The sequence below is a fragment of the Brevundimonas sp. genome (genome assembly GCF_035998205.1).
Taxonomy (GTDB): Bacteria; Pseudomonadota; Alphaproteobacteria; order Caulobacterales; family Caulobacteraceae; genus Brevundimonas.
In genome coordinates this window covers 595401-612549 of the sequence record NZ_DASYHT010000004.1, presented here as the reverse complement: position 1 = coordinate 612549, position 17149 = coordinate 595401, and the positions used below count along the sequence as shown (strand labels likewise).

Sequence of the window (17149 nt, the reverse complement as noted above, 5' to 3'; positions counted from 1 at the left end):
GATAAAGGCCCTGTGCGACAATCGTCCTGCGACGACCGCCACACAGGGCCCTTCCGGCTTCGGCTCTGACGCGCCCCGAAACGGGGGCGCGGCGGATCAGCCGGCGGTCTCTTCGGCGGCGGCGGCCTCGGGGGCGGCGTCGGCGGCCAGCATTTCCTCGGCGGCGCCTTCCGCACCGGCCGGGGCCGGTTCAGCGGCGGCCGGGGCGGCCTCACGCAGGGCCGGCTCGACCGGGGCTTCCGAGGCGCCCAGATCGATGCCCTGGGCCGAAGCGCCGGCGGCGAGGCCGTCCAGCACCGCGTCGGCGATCAGGTCGCAGTAGGTCTGGATGGCGCGGGCGGCGTCGTCGTTACCCGGGATCGGGTAGGTGATGCCGTCCGGATCGCAGTTGGTGTCGAGGATGGCGATGATCGGGATGTTCAGCTTGCGGGCTTCCTGGATCGCGATCGCTTCCTTGTTGGTGTCGATCACGAACATGATGTCGGGGATGCCGCCCATGTCCTTGATGCCGCCCAGCGAAGCTTCCAGCTTGTCGCGTTCGCGCTGCAGGCTGAGCAGCTCGCGCTTCACGCGGCCCTCGCCGCCGGACTCGAGCACGGCGTCCAGTTCGCGCAGACGCTGGATCGAACCCGACACGGTCTTCCAGTTGGTCAGGGTGCCGCCGAGCCAGCGGTTATTCATATAGTACTGGGCGCAGCGCTTGGCCGCTTCGGCGACCGGGTCAGCGGCCTGGCGCTTGGTGCCGACGAACAGCACGCGACCGCCCTTGGCGGCCACTTCGCGCACCGCGACGAGCGCCTGGTGCAGCAGGGGCATCGTCTGCGAGAGGTCGATGATGTGGATGTTGGAGCGCGCGCCGAAGATGTAGCGCTCCATCTTCGGGTTCCAGCGGTGGGTCTGGTGGCCGAAGTGCGCGCCGGCTTCCAGAAGCGTGCGCATGGAGAATTCAGGCAGAGCCATCGATCGTCTATCCTTCTTCCGATCAATCCTGGCGCGGGCGATAAAAGGCCGAAGATCCGGCCCTCGGAACGGAACGACCCGGGATGTCTCCCCGGAACGCCCCACGCCCGCGTGCGAAGTGCGCCGCGCTTCTAGGGAAGACATCGCCGGAAAGCAAGCGTCACGGTTCCCGGGCGACACCGCCGAAGAACGCTGTTACATTGCGTTTGAGGGAGAAGGGTCATGTCCTTGCGCGCGACAGTGCTGTCCATGGTCGTGGTGCTCGCCGCCGGCATCGCCGGGGTGGCGAGCTCGCGACAGCCCCTCACGCCGCCGCTCGCGGCCACCGTCGCCGAACTGCCGCCCTCCCCCGCCGGCCGGTCTGCGCTGACCGTCGCCCGGCAGGATCCGCTGACGGCGCGCCTGCGCGGCGTGCTGTCCCAGTCGCCGGGCGGACAACAGACCCTCGCGTCCATCTCGGCCTCGGACGTGCCGGTTCTCGGACCACCGACGCCAGCCCTTCTGCAGGCCGCGACCTTCCTCGGCGGCGAGCGGCACTACATGCTGGTGATCGAGCAGCCAGGCCGTATCATCGAAATCTATGGTTCAACCCAGGCCTTCCGAGCGCCGGCCGCCGCGGGCGCCGCAGGATCGACCGGCTTGCCCGACCGGCCTGCAGCTCCTGAGGCCGGGGCCGCGCCCCGCGTCCCGTCCGGCGCCCCGCGCACGGCGGTTCGCGCCCCGGGAGTTGACCGGCCGCAGGATGTGCAGGTCGAGCGTACAGAGTACGGCGTCGACGTCGCCTTCAGCCGCTACGGCGCAGTCTACAGCGTCAGCTTCATCTGCACCGCGCCGAACGGCGCCAGCTGCAGCGAGGCCGAGGCGACGGGGTTCGCAGCCAGCCTCGTCCTGCTGGGCGGGGGCGACTGATGCGCCGCCTCGCGACGGTCGCCGCCCTGCTGACGCTCACCGCCTGCGCGCCCGGCGGATGCAGCGGCGACGCCGCGCCGCCTGTCCCGGCCGGGCCGGACGGTCCCGTGACACCGGCCGAGCTTCCTCCCGAGCCACCGGCCCCTGAGCCGGTCACCTGGCCGCACGAACCCGCCGGAGCGCTGCATCCTGGCTCGGGCAGCGGCGCGACGGATCCGACCCTGTGGGCCGCCGGCATGCGCTTTCCACTGGAGGCCGGACCGGCTTACGCGAACTCCCAGGTGTACGGCTACGGCGGCTGGCAGGCGCCCGGCCCCGGCGGTCAATGCGATCCTCGCAACTACGCCTATCCGTGGCGCGACAATTTCTGCGAGACCCGCTCCTGGTCGAACAGCAAGTGCCCGGCCGGGCGCGGGCACCAGGGCCAGGATATCCGGCCAGCCACCTGCGAGAAGAGGGTGCACTGGGCCGTCGCCGCCGAGGCCGGCCGCATCAGCTCGATCGGCAGCTACACCCTCACCCTTCTGGGCGACTCCGGGCGGATTTACCGCTACCTGCACCTCGATATGGCCGAGGTGAACGCCCTGTTCCCGACGCTGGCGTCGCGGACCGTCACACGGGGCCAGCGGCTGGGTCGCGTCTCGGACGATTTCGGCGGCAACGCCACCACCATTCACCTGCACTTCGAGATCAAGGCGCCAGTTTCAGACGGCGAGACGGCGGCGGTCATCTTCGTGCCGACCTACACCAGTCTGGTGGACAGCTACTCCCGACTGCTCAACGCAACAGCCTGAGCAACCGCAACCGGCCCCTCAACGCGGCGGAAGGATCGGCAGCATGCGCCGCAGGACGCTGTCCCGGTCGATGAACTGGTGCTTCAGCGCCCCGGCCACGTGCAGGGCAAGCAACACATAGAGCACCTTGGCCCCGTTCTCGTGCATCTGCATCAGGGCGCCGGCCAGTTCCCGGTCGGCCGGCAGCGGCAGCAGCGGCCAGTTAAACAGGCCGAACCAGTCGATCGGGCGCTGCGCCGCCGACGATGCGGCCCAGCCGCCGAGCGGCAGGGCGATCAGCACCACATAGAACAGCACCTGGGTGATGCGCGCGAGGTAGCGCTGCCAGCCGGGCGTCGCGGCCGGCAGCGGGGGGGCGGGATGGCGCACCCGCCACAGCAACCGGATCAGGGTCAGCACCAGGATGCTCAGGCCGCTGGCCTTGTGCACGTCGATGAAGGTGCGCGCCGCGGGCCCCTCGACCGCATCGGCCGCGAAGTAGAGACCGATCTGCATGAGGACCAGAACGGCGATCCCCCAGTGCAAGGCGATCGCGACGGTGGAATATCGGTCAGTCGGCGCAGCCATGGCGTTCCCCTCTCGGCCCGAGGGCCACGCGGCAGCTTGCCCCATGCCCCCGCCACCGCCAAGCCCGGCCTTGCACCCGGCGAGGCGGCGCGGCAGTGAGAGGTCAAAGAAAACGGACCCGGCGACGGGGCCGAGCTCAAGGGAGCCTGTCATGACCTATCGCGCCCCCGTTCGCGATCTCGCCTTCAGCCTCGAAGCCGTGGCCGGAATCGACGCCGTCGCAGCCACCGGGGCCTTCCCGGACTACGACCGGGACGTCATGGGCGCGGTGCTGGAGGCGGCAGGCCAGGTCGCGGAAACCCTGCTCGCGCCGCTCAACCGGGTCGGGGACCAGCAGGGCGCCCGCTACGCCAACGGCGCGGTAACGGCGGCGCCTGGCTTCGCCGAGGCCTATCGCGAGTTCGCCGCCGGCGGCTGGACCGGCCTGGCCGCCTCCCCGGCCCACGGCGGCCAGGGCCTGCCCAAGGCGCTTGAGCTGGCGGCCTTCGAGCCGGTGCACTCGGCCAACATGGCCTTCGGCCTGTGCCCGATGCTGAGCCTTGCCGCCATCGAGGCGCTGGAGGCCCATGGCGACGCCCGGCAGAAGGACCTGTACCTGACCCGCCTGATCTCGGGCGAATGGACCGGCGCCATGTGCCTGACCGAACCCCAGGCCGGCTCGGACCTCGGGGCGCTCACGACCCAGGCGGTCCCCAACGGTGACGGGACCTACAGCCTGACCGGCCAGAAGATCTACATCACCTGGGGCGACCACGACGCCACCGACAACATCCTGCACCTGGTGCTGGCCCGCCTGCCCGACGCCCCCCCCGGCCCCAAGGGCATCAGCCTGTTCCTCGCGCCCAAGGTGATGGTGGATGACGCGGGCAATCCCGGGGCCCGCAACGCCTTCCGTCCGGTCGGCATCGAGCACAAGCTGGGCATCCACGCCTCGCCCACCTGCGTCATGGCCTATGAGGGCGCCACGGCCGAGCTGATCGGCCGCCCCAACGAGGGGTTGGCGCACATGTTCACCATGATGAACGCCGCGCGGGTGGCCGTGGGTGTCGAGGGCGTCGCCATCGCCGAGCGCGCCTATCAGCAGGCGCTGGCCTATGCCCTGGACCGCCGTCAGGGTCGCTCGCCCTGGACCGGCGAGGCCGGCGCGCCGATCTTCGATCATCCGGACGTGCGCCGCACCCTGTCAGTGATGAAGGCGCGCATCGAGGCCGGCCGCGGCATCTGCCTGTCCACCGGCGTCGCCGCCGATCTCGCCAGACATGCGGCGAGCGAGGACGACAAGCGTTTCTGGAAGGGCCGCGAGGATCTGTTCACGCCGATCGCCAAGGCATGGTCGACGGACATGGGGGTCGAGGTCGCCTCCCTCGGCGTGCAGGTCCACGGCGGCATGGGCTTCGTCGAGGAGACCGGCGCCGCCCAGCACTATCGCGACGCCCGCATCGCCCCGATCTACGAGGGCACCAACGGGATTCAGGCGATGGACCTGGTCGGCCGCAAGCTGGGCCAGGACGGCGGCGAGGCGGCCCGGGCGGTGATCGCCGAGATGACCGTTACCCTCACCGACTTGAAGCACGTCTTCGAGGGCAAGCCCGTCGAGCGCTTTGCCGCCGCCATCGAGGCCGTGCGCGACGCGACCCTGTGGCTGCTCGATCGCAAGTCGGACCCGAACGCGGCGGACGACGTGCTGGCCGGGGCTGACGCCTATCTGAAGCTGATGGGCGACGTGATCGGCGGCTGGATGCTGGCCAAGGGGGCCATTGAGGCGGCGCGCCGGCTCAAGGCCGGCGAGGGCGCCCCCGCCTGGCTGGAAGGCAAGCTGGCGCTGTACGAGGTCTATGCCGCGAACGTGCTCGGCCATGCGTCCAGTCGTCTGGCGGCGATCGGTCAGGGCGGCGCCCTGCTCCGCCGCATGACGCGCGAGGCGCTCGGCGCCGCCTGACGTCAGTCGACCGGCAGGGTCCCGGCCAGCTCCGACGGCCGCGGCTGATCCAGCAGGGCGATGGTCTCGCGCACGAAGCGGGCGTGGGCCACCACCGCCAGCCCGAGCGTCTGCCCCCCGACCTCGACCGCCTGGGTCAGCACCCCGCCGATGAACGGGTGCTCCGGCGTCGGTGCGTCCGGCCGACGGCGGGCGGCCGGGGCCCAGAACACCGGGCCGCCAGAGTTGCCGGGAAATACAGCGAAATCGAGCAGGAAGGTCGGATAGGCGTCGACCGGCGCAACCGGCCACGACGCGACCTTGCCGACGCGCAGGATCGGAAAGCCGGCGCGGTTGGCCGACAGCCCCTGCGGAAAGCCGAGGCTGTAGAGCTCGTCGCCCGGCCCGACGCCGAGCCGGTCGAAGGTCGCGCTGTCCGCCAGCCAGCCGATCGGCATGGCGGCGGCGGCGAAGGTCGGCGGCGGCGTGATCGGGATCACCGCCACATCCTGCAGCGGGTGCTCGACCCAGAGGGGCTCCCCGTCTTGTCGGATGGAAACCATCTGCGGGTCGAAACGCCAGGCGCCGTCCTCCGACGCGACCCGCCAGCCGATCCGCATCTCGTCGGCCGGCATGCGGTCCAGCACGTGCCGGGCGGTGACGAGCAGGACGCGCGGAGTCCCGTCGGCCGCCTCGTCAGCGATGAGGAAGCCGGTGCCGACCGTACGGGCCCCATCCGCCAGCGGCTGATCGAGCATCACCGTGGCGTTGATCATGCCGAGCGTCAGGTCCCACGCCGGCGCCGGGGCCGGCGTCGCCTCAAGCGGACGGACGACCGCCGGCGGGTCCTGGATCAGGGCGGGATCGAACAGCACGCGGCCACCATCTCTGTCTGTCAGCGCTTTCATTTGACCGGCCGCGCGCGCCCGCACAAGGTGCCGCCGCCGTTACAGGATTGCCCCCCATGAACCGTCGCCAGTTCGTCCAGACCACCACCGCGCTCGCGGCCGTCGCCGCCACGCCCGCCCTCGCCCATCAGACCGGAGCCTCGATGCCTGTCCCGCCTGTCGCCAAGAAGATCCCCGTCCGTATCGAGCAGCTGGGGCGCGTCCGGGTCGACGACTATCAGTGGATGAAGGACGACAACTGGCAGGCCGTGCTGCGCGACCCGAGCCTGATCAAGGCGGACGTCAAGGCGCACCTCGAGGAAGAGAACGCCTATCGCGAGGCGATGATGGCCTCGACCCTGCCGCTGCAGGACGAGATGTTCCGGGAGATGCGCGGCCGCATCAAGGAGGACGACAGCTCGGTCCCCTCTCCCGACGGCCCGTGGGAGTACTATTTCCGCTACCGCACGGGCGACCAGCACCCGCTGTACTGCCGTCGTCCGCGTGGCCAGGAGAGCGGCGAGCAGGTGCTGCTCGACGCCAATGTGCTGGCCGAAGGCAAGGCCTACTCCGAGGTCGGTCAGGCCAGCGCCAGCCCGGACCACGCCCTGTATGGCTATTCCGAGGACGCCCAAGGCTCGGAATTCTACCGCATCTTCGTCAAGGATCTGGCCACGGGCCAGCTCGTCGGCGAGCCGATCGAGTCGGCCTATGGGGGGTTCACCTTCTCGCCCGACAGCCAGTGGATCTTCTGGACAAACCGAAACGAGAACGGCCGCCCCGACAAGATCTTCCGCCGTCCTGCCCTCGGCGGCGACACCACCCTCGTTTATGAAGAGCTTGATGAGGGCATGTTCATCGGCGTCGGGCGCACGTCCGACGACCGCTTCATCATCATCGGCATCGGCGACCAGGTCACTTCGGAAGCCCGCTACATCCCCGGAGACACTCCGACCGCGACCCCGGTCCTGCTGGAGGCCCGCGTCGTCGATCGCAAGTACGACGCCGACCACTGGGGCGACCGCTGGGTCATCCACACCAACGCCGACGACGCCATCGACTTCAAGATCGTCACCGCCCCCACGGCGACGCCGGGCAAGGCGCACTGGACCGACCTGGTGCCCCACACCCCCGGCCGCTACATCGAGGGCCTGGCGCTGGTGAAGGACTTCATCGCCCGTCAGGAGCGCGCCGACGCCAACACCCGCATCGTCATCCGCGACCGGGCCGGCGCGGAGCACGAGATCGCCGTCGACGAGCCCGCCTACGCCCTGTCGCTGGGCGGCGCCTCGGAGTTCGACACCACGGTCATGCGCTACGGCTACAATTCGCCGTCCACCCCGACCTCGACCTACGACTATGATCTGGCGACCCGCACCCGCACCCTGCGCAAGGTGCAGGAGGTGCCGTCGGGCCATGATCCGGCCGACTATGTCGTCGAGCGCCTCAACGCCCCGGCGGCCGACGGCGAGCTGGTGCCAGTGACGGTGCTGCGCCGTCGCACCACGCCGGTCGACGGGTCGGCCCCGCTCCTCCTCTATGGCTATGGCTCGTATGGCATTCCGATGCCGGCCAGCTTCTCGACCAGCCGGCTGTCGCTGGTCGACCGCGGCTTCATCTACGCCATCGCCCATATCCGCGGCGGCTCGGACAAGGGCTGGAACTGGTTCCTGCAGGCGCGCCGCTTCACCAAGAAAAACACCTTCACCGACTTCGTCGCCGCCGCCGAGCACCTGATCGCGCGCAACTACACCCGCGCCGGCCGCATCGTGGCCCAGGGCGGCTCCGCCGGCGGCCTGCTGATGGGGGCGGTGACCAACATGCGGCCGGACCTGTGGGGCGGCGTCATCGCCCAGGTGCCGTTCGTCGACGTGATCAACACCATGAGCGACACCACCCTGCCGCTGACGCCGCCGGAATGGCCGGAGTGGGGCAACCCGCTCGAGGACCCGGACGCCTACGACTACATGATGAGCTACAGCCCCTATGATCAGGTCAGCGCCCGGGCCTATCCGCCGATCCTGGCGACCGGCGGTCTGTCGGACCCGCGGGTGACCTACTGGGAGCCGCAGAAGTGGGTGGCGAAGCTGCGCCCGGCGACGACCTCGACCAATCCGGTGCTCCTCAAGATCAACATGGAAGCCGGGCACGGCGGGGCCTCCGGGCGCTTCGACTATCTCAAGGAGATCGCCCACGACTACGCCTTCGCCGTCTGGGCGCTGGAGCGCAGCTGGGACGCATGATCCGCGACGCCATTCCGAAGGACCTCCCGGCCATCACTGCCCTCTACGGCCGGGAGGTGCTCGGCGGCACCGCGACCTTCGAGCTGGAGGCGCCGTCGCTGGAGGTCATGACGGCCCGCTTCGAGTCGGTGCAGACGCATGGCCTGCCCTGGCTCGTGGCGGAGACGGGGTCAGGTTTCGCCGGCTACGCCTACGCTTCGCCATTCCGGCCGAGACCGGCCTATCGCTACGGGGTGGAAGGCTCGATCTATGTCGAGGAGTCTGCGCGGGGTCAGGGCGTGGGACGGGCCCTACTCTCGGCGCTGGTCAATCGGGTCAGGTCGCGCGGCCTCAGGCACGTGATCGCGGCCATCAGCGAAAGCGCAACGAGCGAAGCCTCGATCGCGCTTCACGAACGGCAGGGCTTCCGCCGCGCCGGCCACTACGCCCGCGTGGGCTGGAAGCACGGTCGGTGGCTCGATGTGCATCTGCTGCAGCTCGACCTTCACCCCGGCGACACGCCACCGGCGACCGCGGGGCTCGAGCTCGGCTGACCTCAGGCGCCATCCGCAGGCGGCCGCTCGGCCAGCAGGCCCGGGTCCATGAGGAACCGGGGCGGGACCGCAGCGAGACGCCGTTCCCGCCGGTAGACTTCGACGAACTGGACCACGCCGGAAATGGTGTCGGTGTCGAACGGCTTGCAGATCACGCCGAGCGCGCCGCTGGTCGTTCCGGCCGCCTGCTCCGGATTGGCGGTGACGAAGACGCTGGCGGCGCCGAAGTCCCTGCCGAGCGCGGCGGCGATCTCCGGGCCGGTGCAGCCGTCTCTCAGATTGATGTCGACGAACGCCAGATCCGGCGCCTCGCGGGCCGCCGTCTCCAGCGCCGTGGCCTTGTCCATGGCGCAGCCGACCACCTCGCAGCCGAGATCGAGCAGGGTCATCTCCAGCTGCAGCGCGAGCAGCGCCTGATCCTCGACGACGAGAACTCTCAGGGGCGGGTTCTTCTCCACGGGGGCGACCTCGACTCGACCCGCCATCGCCAACACAGCTGCGTACGGTACCGGACACAGCTAATGCGCGGAGACCGGTCTGGTTCCACGACGTCGAAAACCGCGACGCCGCAAGCGGAACGCGCGTGTCGTCCGATCAATCAGGCCTGGTTTTTCAGGAGAGTTAGAGAGACCGCGGCCGGTGGCTGGGGAACTAGGACTCGAACCTAGAATGACGGTACCAAAAACCGTAGTGTTACCATTACACCATTCCCCAGCAGAAGGTCCGGCGCACCCGCCTCGGCGGCGGGAGGCGGTCAGATAGCTCAGGCCCCGGACGCTTGCAACAGGCAGAACGACGCGAAATTTTGCGTCCTCTCAAAAGGCGTGCTTGCGGCCCCGGGAGGCCATGGCTATAAGCCCGCCTCCAAGTCGGAGTGTGGCTCAGTCTGGTAGAGCACTGCGTTCGGGACGCAGGGGTCGCAGGTTCGAATCCTGCCACTCCGACCATTCTTTTCCCGGTCAATTTTTCCTGTTGTCGGCGCGCTGCGCCGCCGCCGCGAGGCGGGCGCCGGCCTGCTCGATGAGCCGTTGCGACAGGCCCTGCCGCCGCGCCGTCAGCTCCGGCGACCCTGCGTCATAGTCCGCCATCAGCCGGTCCACGAAGGCCCCCGAACGCACCTCGGCCAGCACCTCGTCCATCGCCGCCCGCGACGCCGGACCGATCACCCGCGGCCCGGTCAGATAGGCCCCGTACTCGGCCGTGTTCGAAATGCGCGCAAAGGCCCCGGCCGGCCCGAGCCGGTGCAGCAGGTCGGTCACCAGCTTCAGCTCGTAGAAGCACTCGAACCAGGCGACCTCGGCCGGATAGCCGGCCTCGACCAGCTTCATGAAGGCGGCGTCGACGAGCTCGACCGTGCCGCCGCACAGCACCACCTGCTCGCCGAACAGGTCGCTCTCGCACTCGGCGGCGAAGGTGGTCTCCAGGATGCCCTTGCGGCCACAGCCCAGCGCCGCCGCATAGGACAGGCCCAGCGCATGAGCCTGACCGGTGGCGTCCTGATGCACCCCGAACAGGCAGAACACCCCCTCCCCGGCCTCGTAGAGTTCGCGGATGCGCGGCCCGATGCCCTTGGGTGAGGCGAGAATCACATCGACCTCCGGGCCGGGCGTCACCAGGCCGAAGCGCACCGACAGGCCGTGAGCGAAGATCACCGCCGCGCCCGGCCGCAGGTTCGGCGCGATCTCCTCCCGCCAGAGGTCGCGGTGCGCTTCATCGGAAACCATCAATGCCACCACGTCGGCGTCGCGCGTGGCCTCCGCCGCGGTCCGCACCTCGAACCCGTCCTCCGCCGCCCGGGCCCGGGTCGCCGAGTCGGCCTTCAGGCCCACCACGATGTCAGCGACGCCCGAGTCGCGCAGGTTCAGGGCGTGGGTGCGCCCCTGGCTGCCGTAGCCGATCACCGCCACCCGGCGGCCCCGGATCAGCGACAGGTCGCAATCCTGTTCATGGAAAACGGGAAGCGGCGGGCTCAGGGTCTCGGTCATGACCCAGGATATAGACCCAAACGCCGTCGTCGCCTTCTGGAAAGCCGCCGGTCCGGAGCGCTGGTTTGCGAAGGACGACGCCTTCGATGCCGAGTTCGGGCGGCGCTTCATGGCGGCGCATCTGGCGGCCGCCCGGCGCGACCTCGACGACTGGGGCGCCACACCCGAGGGCGCGCTGGCGCTGCTGATCCTGCTGGACCAGTTCCCGCGCAACGTCTGGCGCGGCACGGGGCACGCCTTCGCCACCGATCCGCTCGGCCGCCGGGTAGCGCTTCAGACGGTCGCCGCGGACCTCGATCTGGCGCTGGAGAACGACCTGCGGCGCTTCGTCTACCTGCCCCTGCAGCATTCCGAGGGCATGGAGGACCAGGACCGTCAGGTCGAGCTGTTCCAGACCCGCATGACCCGCGCCCCCGACGATCGCTGGGCCGAGCATCATCGGGGCATCATCGTCCGCTTTGGCCGCTTCCCCCACCGCAACCCGGCGCTGGGGCGCGACTCGACGCCGGAGGAGCTCGCCTGGCTGGCCGAGGAAGGCTTCAAGGGCTGAGACCACATGCAGCGCTGCCGCGAATGCGGAGTGATCCTGAGCGAGGGGCGCAACTGGCACGCCTCCTATGCAGCGCGGAACTACCGCCACTGCATGGAGTGCGCGCGCGCCTATTCGCGCAAGCGCTACGGCAAGCTGAAGCCCAATGTGAAGCGCCGCACCCCGACCACGGCCGGCCTGCCCAAGCCGCTGACCACCCGGCGCGAGCGGGCCGTCGGCCAGCGCATCGAGGCGGCGCGGCGCCGGCGGGAACGTAACGTGGAATAGCTGTGGGTGAGCGAATCGGACGCCTGCCGGACATGACGAATCGGCGGCATGCTCGGGACCATGAACGCTCACGTCGTCCTGCCTGATCCGGCCGTCCACGCCGCCGCGCCCGCCGACCATCCGGAGCGGCAGTATCTGGCCCTGCTGCAGGACATCCTCGACACCGGCGTGCGCCGCGAGGATCGCACCGGCACCGGCACCCTCGGCGTGTTCGGCCGCCAGATGCGCTTCGATCTGGCGCGCGGCTTCCCGGTGCTGACCACCAAGAAGCTGCACCTGCGCTCGATCATCGTCGAGCTGCTGTGGTTCCTGCGCGGCGAGACCAACATCGCCTACCTCAAGGATCACAACGTCAGCATCTGGGACGAGTGGGCCGACGCCGAGGGCGAGCTGGGGCCCGTCTACGGCAAGCAGTGGCGCAGCTGGGCGGCGCCCGACGGCCGCGTCATCGACCAGATCAGCCGGGTCATGGAGGGGCTCAAGACCAACCCGAGCAGCCGCCGCCACATCGTTTCGGCCTGGAACCCGGCCGATGTCGACGACATGGCCCTGCCGCCCTGCCACTGCCTGTTCCAGTTCTTCGTCGCCGACGGGAAGCTCAGCTGCCAGCTGTACCAGCGCTCGGCCGACGTCTTTCTCGGCGTGCCGTTCAACATCGCCTCCTACGCCCTGCTGACGCACATGGTGGCGGATGTGGTCGGTCTGGAGCCGGGGGAGTTCGTGCACACCTTCGGCGACGCCCACCTCTATCTGAATCACCTCGACCAGGCCCGGCTGCAGCTGACCCGCGAGCCCCGCCCGTTCCCGACGCTGCAGCTGGCGAAGCGCGACGACCTGTTCGCCTACGAGCTCGGCGACGTGGCCCTTGAGGGCTACGACCCGTGGCCGCACATCAAGGCCGAGGTGTCGAAGTAATGGCGATGACCCTCGCCGGGCTGCAGAGCGACGTGCTGCGGATTTCCGACCTCTACGCCGCCCGCCACGGTATCGACCGGTCGGGGGACTGGGCGCTGCTGAAGCTGCAGGAGGAGCTGGGCGAGCTGACCGCCGAGCATCTGAGGACCGATGGCCGGGCGCGCGGCGCCGCCGATCCCGGGGCGCTGGCGGACGAGGCGGCGGATGTCCTCGGCATGCTGCTGATCTACTGCGACCGGGCCGGCGTCGACCTCGAGCAGGCCATGCGCCGCAAGTGGCTGCGCTGGCTCGAGCCGGCGGCATGACCGGCCCCGCCCTCGTCCAGGTCGTCGCCCGCGCGCGCAACGGCGTCATCGGCCGCGACGGCGACCTGCCGTGGCGGCTGCGGTCGGATCTGCAGCGGTTCAAGGCCATCACGGTCGGCAAGCCCTGCGTCATGGGCCGGGCGACCTGGGAGAGCCTGCCGCTCAAGCCCCTGCCCGGCCGGCTCAACATCGTGCTGACCCGCGATGAGTCCTACACGGCGAAGGGCGCCGTCGTGGTGCACAGCCTGACTGAGGCGCTGGAGATGGCGCGCGAGCAGGCGGCCGAGGACGGCGTCGACGAGGTCTGCATCATCGGCGGCGCGGCCCTGTTCGCGGCCACCCTGCCCAAGGCCCGCCGGCTCTACATCACCGAGGTCGAGGCCGAACCGGAGGGCGACGTCACATTTCCGCCCTTCGACGAGGGCGAGTTTGTCGAGATCGCCGCGGAGGCGCATGCTCCGGGGGAGAAGGACGATCACGCCTTTGTCTTCCGCATCCTGGAACGCCGCTGACAGCGCGGACGACGCTGACCGAGGAGAGCCGCCATGCCTGTCCTGATGCCGCCGGCCGAATTGCCCCCGCATTACTACGACCAGATCCGCGCCCAGGCCGCCGCGGTGATCGTGCTCGAGGTCGCCGCCGTGGAAGCGGGGCCGGCGAGTCCGCGAGGCAACGCGACCTGTCAGGTTGAAGGCAGGGTCACGGCCGTGGAGCGCGGCGGCCAGTACACCGCAGGCCAGCAGATCCGGCTGGCGGTGCCCTGCATCACCCCCGACTGGGACCCCGTGCCCGGGCCCTGGCCCGGGTTCAGGATCGCCACCCTCTCGCGCACGGCCTCGGGCCGCGCCTGGCTGGACGCCGACGGACGGGTCGTGCAGCGAGGGTTCGACATCGTCACGCAAACCCCGGGAGACTGAGCATGCTGACCACCACCGCCAATGACCTGCCCGGCTACCGCATCGTGCGGGTGATCGGGGTGACGCGCGGCATCACCGTGCGCTCGCGCAACGTCGTGTCCGACGCCATCGGCGGCCTGCAGTCGATGATCGGCGGGCGGGTCGGGGCCTATGTGAAGCTGGCCGAGACCGGCCGGGCGGAGGCCTATGAGGCGCTGCTGCAGCACACCCGCGAGGCCGGCGGCAACGCCGTCATCGCCCTGCGCTACGACGCTAACGACATCATGCCCGGCATCACCGAGGTGCTGTGCTACGGCACCGCCGTGGTCGTCGAGCCCGCCTGAGGCCTGACCGGCGGCATGGCGTCGGTGCCGCACAGCCGGTCCCACAGACGGAAATAGAGCCCGAAGTTCGTCTTCATGTGAGTGTGATGGCGGCTGTGGTGGGTGGCGGTGATCAGCCAGCGCCCGACCCGGCCGCGCACCCAGCGCTCCGGCCAGACCTCCCAGCCGCAATGGTTCATCACCGCCGTGGCGGTCATGAAGGTCAGCAGCGCCACCAGCACCCAGAGATTGACCGGCAGCACGAACAGCAGGGCCGGGATGACCCAGGCGGTCAGGGCCGCCTCGGCGGGATCGAAGGCGAAGCTGGCGAAGGGGCTGGGGTCACGCGAGCGATGGTGCGCCGCATGGGCCCAGCCGAAGATGCGCCGGTCGTGCATCAGCCGGTGGGTCCAGTAGTAGTGGGCGTCCTGGATGATCAGCAGCAGCAGGAAGCTGACCGGCAGCCACCACAGGCCGTACTGGCCGGGATCAAGGTAGATGCGCGTGCCGCCGGCCTTCCACGCCTCCAGCACGATCGCCGCCGGCAGGGCGTAGATCGGCGTGGAAATCAGGGAATAGGTGATCTCGTGGCGGATCAGCCGGGCCGAGGGCCGGGTGGCGCTGAGCCGGGTCCCGGCGCCCTTGCCGCGCCACAGCCAGGCGTGCACCGCCCCGGCGACCAACAGGTAGCGGGCCCCGATGATGAGGCTGAGCCAGAGCGTGGTGATGAGGACGCCGGTTAACGTCATGACGCCAGCCTAGGGCGACGGGGCGCCGGTGACGAGGGGCGAGATCGCCGCAAAGCGACCTCGCCCGACACGTCGGTCAGGTCAGCTCGGCCATGTGACGGCGATCGAAGGCGGCCAGTTCGTCGTGGCGGCCGTCGCGCACCTTCACCACCCAGTTCGGGTCGGACAGCAGGGCCCGGCCGACGGCGATCAGGTCGAACTCGTCCCGCTCCATGCGGGCGATCAGCCCGTCCAGCGAGGCCGGCTGCGAGCCGGCCCCGCCGAAGGCCGCGATGAACTCGCCATCCAGCCCCACAGAGCCGACGCTGATGGTCGGCTTGCCGGTGATCTTCTTGGCCCAGCCGGCGAAGTTGAGGTCCGAGCCCTCGAACTCGGGCTCCCAGAAGCGGCGCTGCGAGCAGTGGAAGACGTCGACGCCGGCGTCCGACAGCGGCAGCAGCCAGTCGGCCATCTCGTCCGGAGTCCCGGCGATGCGCGCGCCGTAGTCCTGCTGCTTCCACTGCGACAGGCGGATGATCAGGGGGATGTCCGGGCCGAGGCCCTCGCGCACGGCCTTGACCACCTCGACGCCGAAACGGGCGCGCTCGGCGATGGTCGGGCCGCCCCAGCGGTCGGTGCGGACGTTCAGCCCCGGCCAGTAGAACTGGTCGATCAGATAGCCGTGGGCCGAGTGGATCTCGGCGGCGTCGAAGCCGAGCTCGCGGGCGGCGCGGCCAGCCTTGCCGAAGGCGGCGATGGTGTCGGCGATGTCCTCCTCGGTCATCGGCTCGTACTTCTGCTTGCCCGGCGCGACGAGCCCCGAGGGGCTGTCGACCTTGCCCAGCGGCGTCCAGTCCGGTCCCTGACCGCGCGCGGCGCCCACGTGCCAGATCTGCGGCGCGATCAGGCCGCCGGCGGCGTGCACCTCATCGACCACTTTCTTCCAGGCCGGCAGCGCCTCGCCGTGGAAGACCGGCACGTTAGCGTCATTGCGGGCCGCCGGACGGTCGACGACCGTCCCCTCGGTGACGATCAGACCCACCTGCCCCTCGGCGCGGCGACGGTAGTAGGCCGCCACATCCTTCGTCGGGATCCCGCCCGGGCTGAAGGAGCGCGTCATGGGGGCCATGACGATGCGGTTGGGCAGGGTCAGGCCCTTGATGGTGAAGGGGCGGAACAGGGTCTCGACGCTCATCGACAATCCTTGGGGCAATCCGGGCAGCGAATGGAACCGCCAAGGTGGCGATTGCCGTTGCCTTTGAAAACCCTCAGAGGCCGAGTTTTTGCGCGAGCCTGTGGGCCATGGCGTCGAACCGTCCGGCGATCTCGCCCGACGCCAGCGGCGCGCCGGCGTCGCCGGCCTCGCGCACTGCGGCGTCAAGCGGCAGCTCGCCCAGCAGATCGACACCCAGACGGCCGGCCTCGGCCACTGCGCCCCCTTGGCCGAACACGGGGCCGGTCATGTTCTCGATGAGTCCCAGCGTCGGGACGTTGACGCGCTGGAACAGGGTGTGCGCGCGCCGCGCGTCGGCCAGCGCCACCTCCTGCGGGGTCGAGACGATGACCGCTCCGTCCAGCGGCGTCTTCTGGATCAGGGTCAGCTGCACATCGCCGGTGCCGGGCGGCAGATCGACCACCAGAATGTCGAGCGGTTCCGGCTCGGTCCCCCAGCGAGTCTGGGTCAGCATCTGGGTCAGGGCCTGCGACGCCATCGGGCCCCGCCAGATCATGGCGTCGTCGCCCTTCATCAGCAGGCCGACCGACATGGCCTTCAGCCCCTGGGCCTCCAGAGGAACCATGGCCCCATCAACGTAATCCGGGCGGCCGGAGAGCCGCAGCATGGTCGGCAGGCTGGGGCCGTAGACGTCGGCGTCGAGAATGCCGGTGCGCAGGCCGCGCCGGGCGAAGGCTGCAGCGAGATTCACCGCGACCGTGGACTTGCCGACCCCGCCCTTGCCACTGCCGACCGCGAGCACCCGGCGCACATGGGCGGGTCGGTCGTTGGCCACGGGCGCGCGGGCGCGGCCCTGATCGAGCGCGGCGGGCGACAGGCCCGCCTTGCGTGCGGGCGCCGCGGCAGGGGGCGCCTCGCTCGTCAGCACCACGGACACCCGGGCCATCCCCGGCAGGGCCTTCAGCGCCGCCTCGGCGGCGTCGCGCACCGGGGCGTAGCGCGCCGCCTCCGCTGCGGGCACCTCCAGCACGAAGCCGGCGCGGTCGTCGGCCACCATCAGCCCCTGCACCATACCGGCTTCCACCAGCCCCCGTCCGGTGCGCGGATCGGGGATCGCCTCGAGGGCGGCGAGGACGGCGGCGCGGTCGGGCAAGGCGGGCTCCGGGAACGGATCGCAGGGGTCAGGGGCTTCTAT

The 17149-nt window shown here is 70.2% G+C and carries 20 protein-coding genes and 2 tRNA genes; 13 read left to right on the top strand and 9 right to left on the bottom strand.

Annotated features, from left to right (window positions below):
* Positions 1-96: 96 nt before the first annotated feature.
* Entirely contained in the window at positions 97-960 is an 864-nt protein-coding gene (rpsB, locus tag VGN74_RS05865) for a 30S ribosomal protein S2 (RefSeq protein WP_327446422.1), read from the bottom strand.
* 222 nt (positions 961-1182) lie between these two features.
* Between rpsB and VGN74_RS05860 the strand changes: the two genes are divergently transcribed.
* Positions 1183-1869, top strand: a complete 687-nt coding sequence (locus VGN74_RS05860; RefSeq protein ID WP_327446421.1) for a hypothetical protein — start codon at positions 1183-1185, stop codon at positions 1867-1869.
* Positions 1869-2663: a M23 family peptidase gene (locus VGN74_RS05855; protein ID WP_327446420.1), complete on the top strand. Its 795-nt coding sequence runs from the start codon at positions 1869-1871 to the stop codon at positions 2661-2663. The genes VGN74_RS05860 and VGN74_RS05855 overlap by 1 nt, the downstream gene beginning before the upstream one ends.
* Positions 2664-2681: 18 nt before the next feature.
* Here the strand turns inward: VGN74_RS05855 and VGN74_RS05850 are convergent, their stop codons facing one another.
* Complete coding sequence (locus VGN74_RS05850; protein ID WP_327446419.1) at positions 2682-3230, bottom strand: cytochrome b; 549 nt, start codon at positions 3228-3230, stop codon at positions 2682-2684.
* 151 nt (positions 3231-3381) lie between these two features.
* Between VGN74_RS05850 and VGN74_RS05845 the strand changes: the two genes are divergently transcribed.
* On the top strand, positions 3382-5169 hold the full coding sequence (locus tag VGN74_RS05845) for an acyl-CoA dehydrogenase (RefSeq protein WP_327446418.1): 1788 nt from the start codon (positions 3382-3384) through the stop codon (positions 5167-5169).
* Between the two features lie 2 nt (positions 5170-5171).
* Here the strand turns inward: VGN74_RS05845 and VGN74_RS05840 are convergent, their stop codons facing one another.
* Positions 5172-6023 (bottom strand): serine protease, encoded by an 852-nt coding sequence (locus VGN74_RS05840; RefSeq protein ID WP_327446417.1) that lies wholly within the window; start codon positions 6021-6023, stop codon positions 5172-5174.
* Positions 6024-6112: 89 nt separating this feature from the next.
* On the opposite strand from VGN74_RS05840, the gene VGN74_RS05835 reads away from it, so the two are divergent.
* Positions 6113-8278, top strand: a complete 2166-nt coding sequence (locus VGN74_RS05835; RefSeq protein WP_327446416.1) for a S9 family peptidase — start codon at positions 6113-6115, stop codon at positions 8276-8278.
* Positions 8275-8811 carry an N-acetyltransferase family protein gene (locus tag VGN74_RS05830; protein ID WP_327446415.1) on the top strand — a complete coding sequence of 179 codons (537 nt, stop codon included), beginning with the start codon at positions 8275-8277 and terminating at the stop codon, positions 8809-8811. Before VGN74_RS05835 ends, VGN74_RS05830 begins: the two co-directional genes overlap by 4 nt.
* A 2-nt stretch (positions 8812-8813) precedes the next feature.
* On the opposite strand, the gene VGN74_RS05825 is transcribed toward VGN74_RS05830, so the two are convergent.
* Positions 8814-9296, bottom strand: coding sequence for a response regulator (locus tag VGN74_RS05825; RefSeq protein WP_327446414.1), 483 nt, complete (start codon positions 9294-9296; stop codon positions 8814-8816).
* Between the two features lie 155 nt (positions 9297-9451).
* Positions 9452-9525: transfer RNA gene (locus VGN74_RS05820), tRNA-Gln, on the bottom strand.
* 156 nt (positions 9526-9681) lie between these two features.
* Between VGN74_RS05820 and VGN74_RS05815 the strand changes: the two genes are divergently transcribed.
* Positions 9682-9758, top strand: a tRNA-Pro gene (locus VGN74_RS05815).
* A gap of 12 nt (positions 9759-9770) precedes the next feature.
* Here VGN74_RS05815 and ilvC read toward each other — a convergent pair.
* Positions 9771-10796, bottom strand: coding sequence for a ketol-acid reductoisomerase (gene ilvC, locus VGN74_RS05810; protein WP_327446413.1), 1026 nt, complete (start codon positions 10794-10796; stop codon positions 9771-9773).
* On the opposite strand from ilvC, the gene VGN74_RS05805 reads away from it, so the two are divergent.
* Genes VGN74_RS05805 through VGN74_RS05775 form a run of 7 tightly spaced genes read left to right on the top strand, consistent with a single transcriptional unit; the run spans position 10795 to position 14073 of the window.
* Complete coding sequence (locus tag VGN74_RS05805; RefSeq protein WP_327446412.1) at positions 10795-11346, top strand: DUF924 family protein; 552 nt, start codon at positions 10795-10797, stop codon at positions 11344-11346. The two genes, ilvC and VGN74_RS05805, sit on opposite strands and share 2 nt — an antisense overlap.
* Positions 11347-11352: 6 nt before the next feature.
* Positions 11353-11613: a hypothetical protein gene (locus VGN74_RS05800; RefSeq protein ID WP_327446411.1), complete on the top strand. Its 261-nt coding sequence runs from the start codon at positions 11353-11355 to the stop codon at positions 11611-11613.
* 60 nt (positions 11614-11673) lie between these two features.
* A complete protein-coding gene (locus VGN74_RS05795; RefSeq protein ID WP_327446410.1) occupies positions 11674-12528 on the top strand; it encodes a thymidylate synthase in 855 nt (284 codons plus the stop codon).
* Positions 12528-12833, top strand: a complete 306-nt coding sequence (locus VGN74_RS05790; protein WP_327446409.1) for a phosphoribosyl-ATP pyrophosphohydrolase — start codon at positions 12528-12530, stop codon at positions 12831-12833. The genes VGN74_RS05795 and VGN74_RS05790 overlap by 1 nt, the downstream gene beginning before the upstream one ends.
* Positions 12830-13345 carry a dihydrofolate reductase gene (locus tag VGN74_RS05785; RefSeq protein ID WP_327446408.1) on the top strand — a complete coding sequence of 172 codons (516 nt, stop codon included), beginning with the start codon at positions 12830-12832 and terminating at the stop codon, positions 13343-13345. Before VGN74_RS05790 ends, VGN74_RS05785 begins: the two co-directional genes overlap by 4 nt.
* Before the next feature lie 33 nt (positions 13346-13378).
* Positions 13379-13750, top strand: coding sequence for a hypothetical protein (locus tag VGN74_RS05780; RefSeq protein ID WP_327446407.1), 372 nt, complete (start codon positions 13379-13381; stop codon positions 13748-13750).
* Positions 13751-13752: 2 nt separating this feature from the next.
* Positions 13753-14073, top strand: coding sequence for a YbjQ family protein (locus VGN74_RS05775; protein WP_327446406.1), 321 nt, complete (start codon positions 13753-13755; stop codon positions 14071-14073).
* Here the strand turns inward: VGN74_RS05775 and VGN74_RS05770 are convergent.
* The 3 genes from VGN74_RS05770 to VGN74_RS05760 all read right to left on the bottom strand — a co-directional run bounded on the left by VGN74_RS05770 (position 14040) and on the right by VGN74_RS05760 (position 17107).
* A complete protein-coding gene (locus VGN74_RS05770; protein ID WP_327446405.1) occupies positions 14040-14801 on the bottom strand; it encodes a sterol desaturase family protein in 762 nt (253 codons plus the stop codon). The genes VGN74_RS05775 and VGN74_RS05770 overlap by 34 nt on opposite strands.
* Before the next feature lie 76 nt (positions 14802-14877).
* Positions 14878-15975 carry an NADH:flavin oxidoreductase gene (locus tag VGN74_RS05765; protein ID WP_327446404.1) on the bottom strand — a complete coding sequence of 366 codons (1098 nt, stop codon included), beginning with the start codon at positions 15973-15975 and terminating at the stop codon, positions 14878-14880.
* A gap of 73 nt (positions 15976-16048) precedes the next feature.
* Entirely contained in the window at positions 16049-17107 is a 1059-nt protein-coding gene (locus tag VGN74_RS05760) for an Mrp/NBP35 family ATP-binding protein (protein ID WP_327446403.1), read from the bottom strand.
* Positions 17108-17149: the final 42 nt, after the last annotated feature.

What these genes read in the sequence shown, in the direction of transcription:
- rpsB (WP_327446422.1), bottom strand. Translation starts at nt 960, where the DNA reads ATGGCTCTGCCTGAATTCTCCATGCGCACGCTTCTGGAAGCCGGCGCG.
- VGN74_RS05860 (WP_327446421.1), top strand. Translation starts at nt 1,183, where the DNA reads ATGTCCTTGCGCGCGACAGTGCTGTCCATGGTCGTGGTGCTCGCCGCC.
- VGN74_RS05855 (WP_327446420.1), top strand. Translation starts at nt 1,869, where the DNA reads ATGCGCCGCCTCGCGACGGTCGCCGCCCTGCTGACGCTCACCGCCTGC.
- VGN74_RS05850 (WP_327446419.1), bottom strand. Translation starts at nt 3,230, where the DNA reads ATGGCTGCGCCGACTGACCGATATTCCACCGTCGCGATCGCCTTGCAC.
- VGN74_RS05845 (WP_327446418.1), top strand. Translation starts at nt 3,382, where the DNA reads ATGACCTATCGCGCCCCCGTTCGCGATCTCGCCTTCAGCCTCGAAGCC.
- VGN74_RS05835 (WP_327446416.1), top strand. Translation starts at nt 6,113, where the DNA reads ATGAACCGTCGCCAGTTCGTCCAGACCACCACCGCGCTCGCGGCCGTC.
- VGN74_RS05830 (WP_327446415.1), top strand. Translation starts at nt 8,275, where the DNA reads ATGATCCGCGACGCCATTCCGAAGGACCTCCCGGCCATCACTGCCCTC.
- VGN74_RS05825 (WP_327446414.1), bottom strand. Translation starts at nt 9,296, where the DNA reads ATGGCGGGTCGAGTCGAGGTCGCCCCCGTGGAGAAGAACCCGCCCCTG.
- VGN74_RS05805 (WP_327446412.1), top strand. Translation starts at nt 10,795, where the DNA reads ATGACCCAGGATATAGACCCAAACGCCGTCGTCGCCTTCTGGAAAGCC.
- ilvC (WP_327446413.1), bottom strand. Translation starts at nt 10,796, where the DNA reads ATGACCGAGACCCTGAGCCCGCCGCTTCCCGTTTTCCATGAACAGGAT.
- VGN74_RS05800 (WP_327446411.1), top strand. Translation starts at nt 11,353, where the DNA reads ATGCAGCGCTGCCGCGAATGCGGAGTGATCCTGAGCGAGGGGCGCAAC.
- VGN74_RS05795 (WP_327446410.1), top strand. Translation starts at nt 11,674, where the DNA reads ATGAACGCTCACGTCGTCCTGCCTGATCCGGCCGTCCACGCCGCCGCG.
- VGN74_RS05790 (WP_327446409.1), top strand. Translation starts at nt 12,528, where the DNA reads ATGGCGATGACCCTCGCCGGGCTGCAGAGCGACGTGCTGCGGATTTCC.
- VGN74_RS05785 (WP_327446408.1), top strand. Translation starts at nt 12,830, where the DNA reads ATGACCGGCCCCGCCCTCGTCCAGGTCGTCGCCCGCGCGCGCAACGGC.
- VGN74_RS05780 (WP_327446407.1), top strand. Translation starts at nt 13,379, where the DNA reads ATGCCTGTCCTGATGCCGCCGGCCGAATTGCCCCCGCATTACTACGAC.
- VGN74_RS05775 (WP_327446406.1), top strand. Translation starts at nt 13,753, where the DNA reads ATGCTGACCACCACCGCCAATGACCTGCCCGGCTACCGCATCGTGCGG.
- VGN74_RS05770 (WP_327446405.1), bottom strand. Translation starts at nt 14,801, where the DNA reads ATGACGTTAACCGGCGTCCTCATCACCACGCTCTGGCTCAGCCTCATC.
- VGN74_RS05765 (WP_327446404.1), bottom strand. Translation starts at nt 15,975, where the DNA reads ATGAGCGTCGAGACCCTGTTCCGCCCCTTCACCATCAAGGGCCTGACC.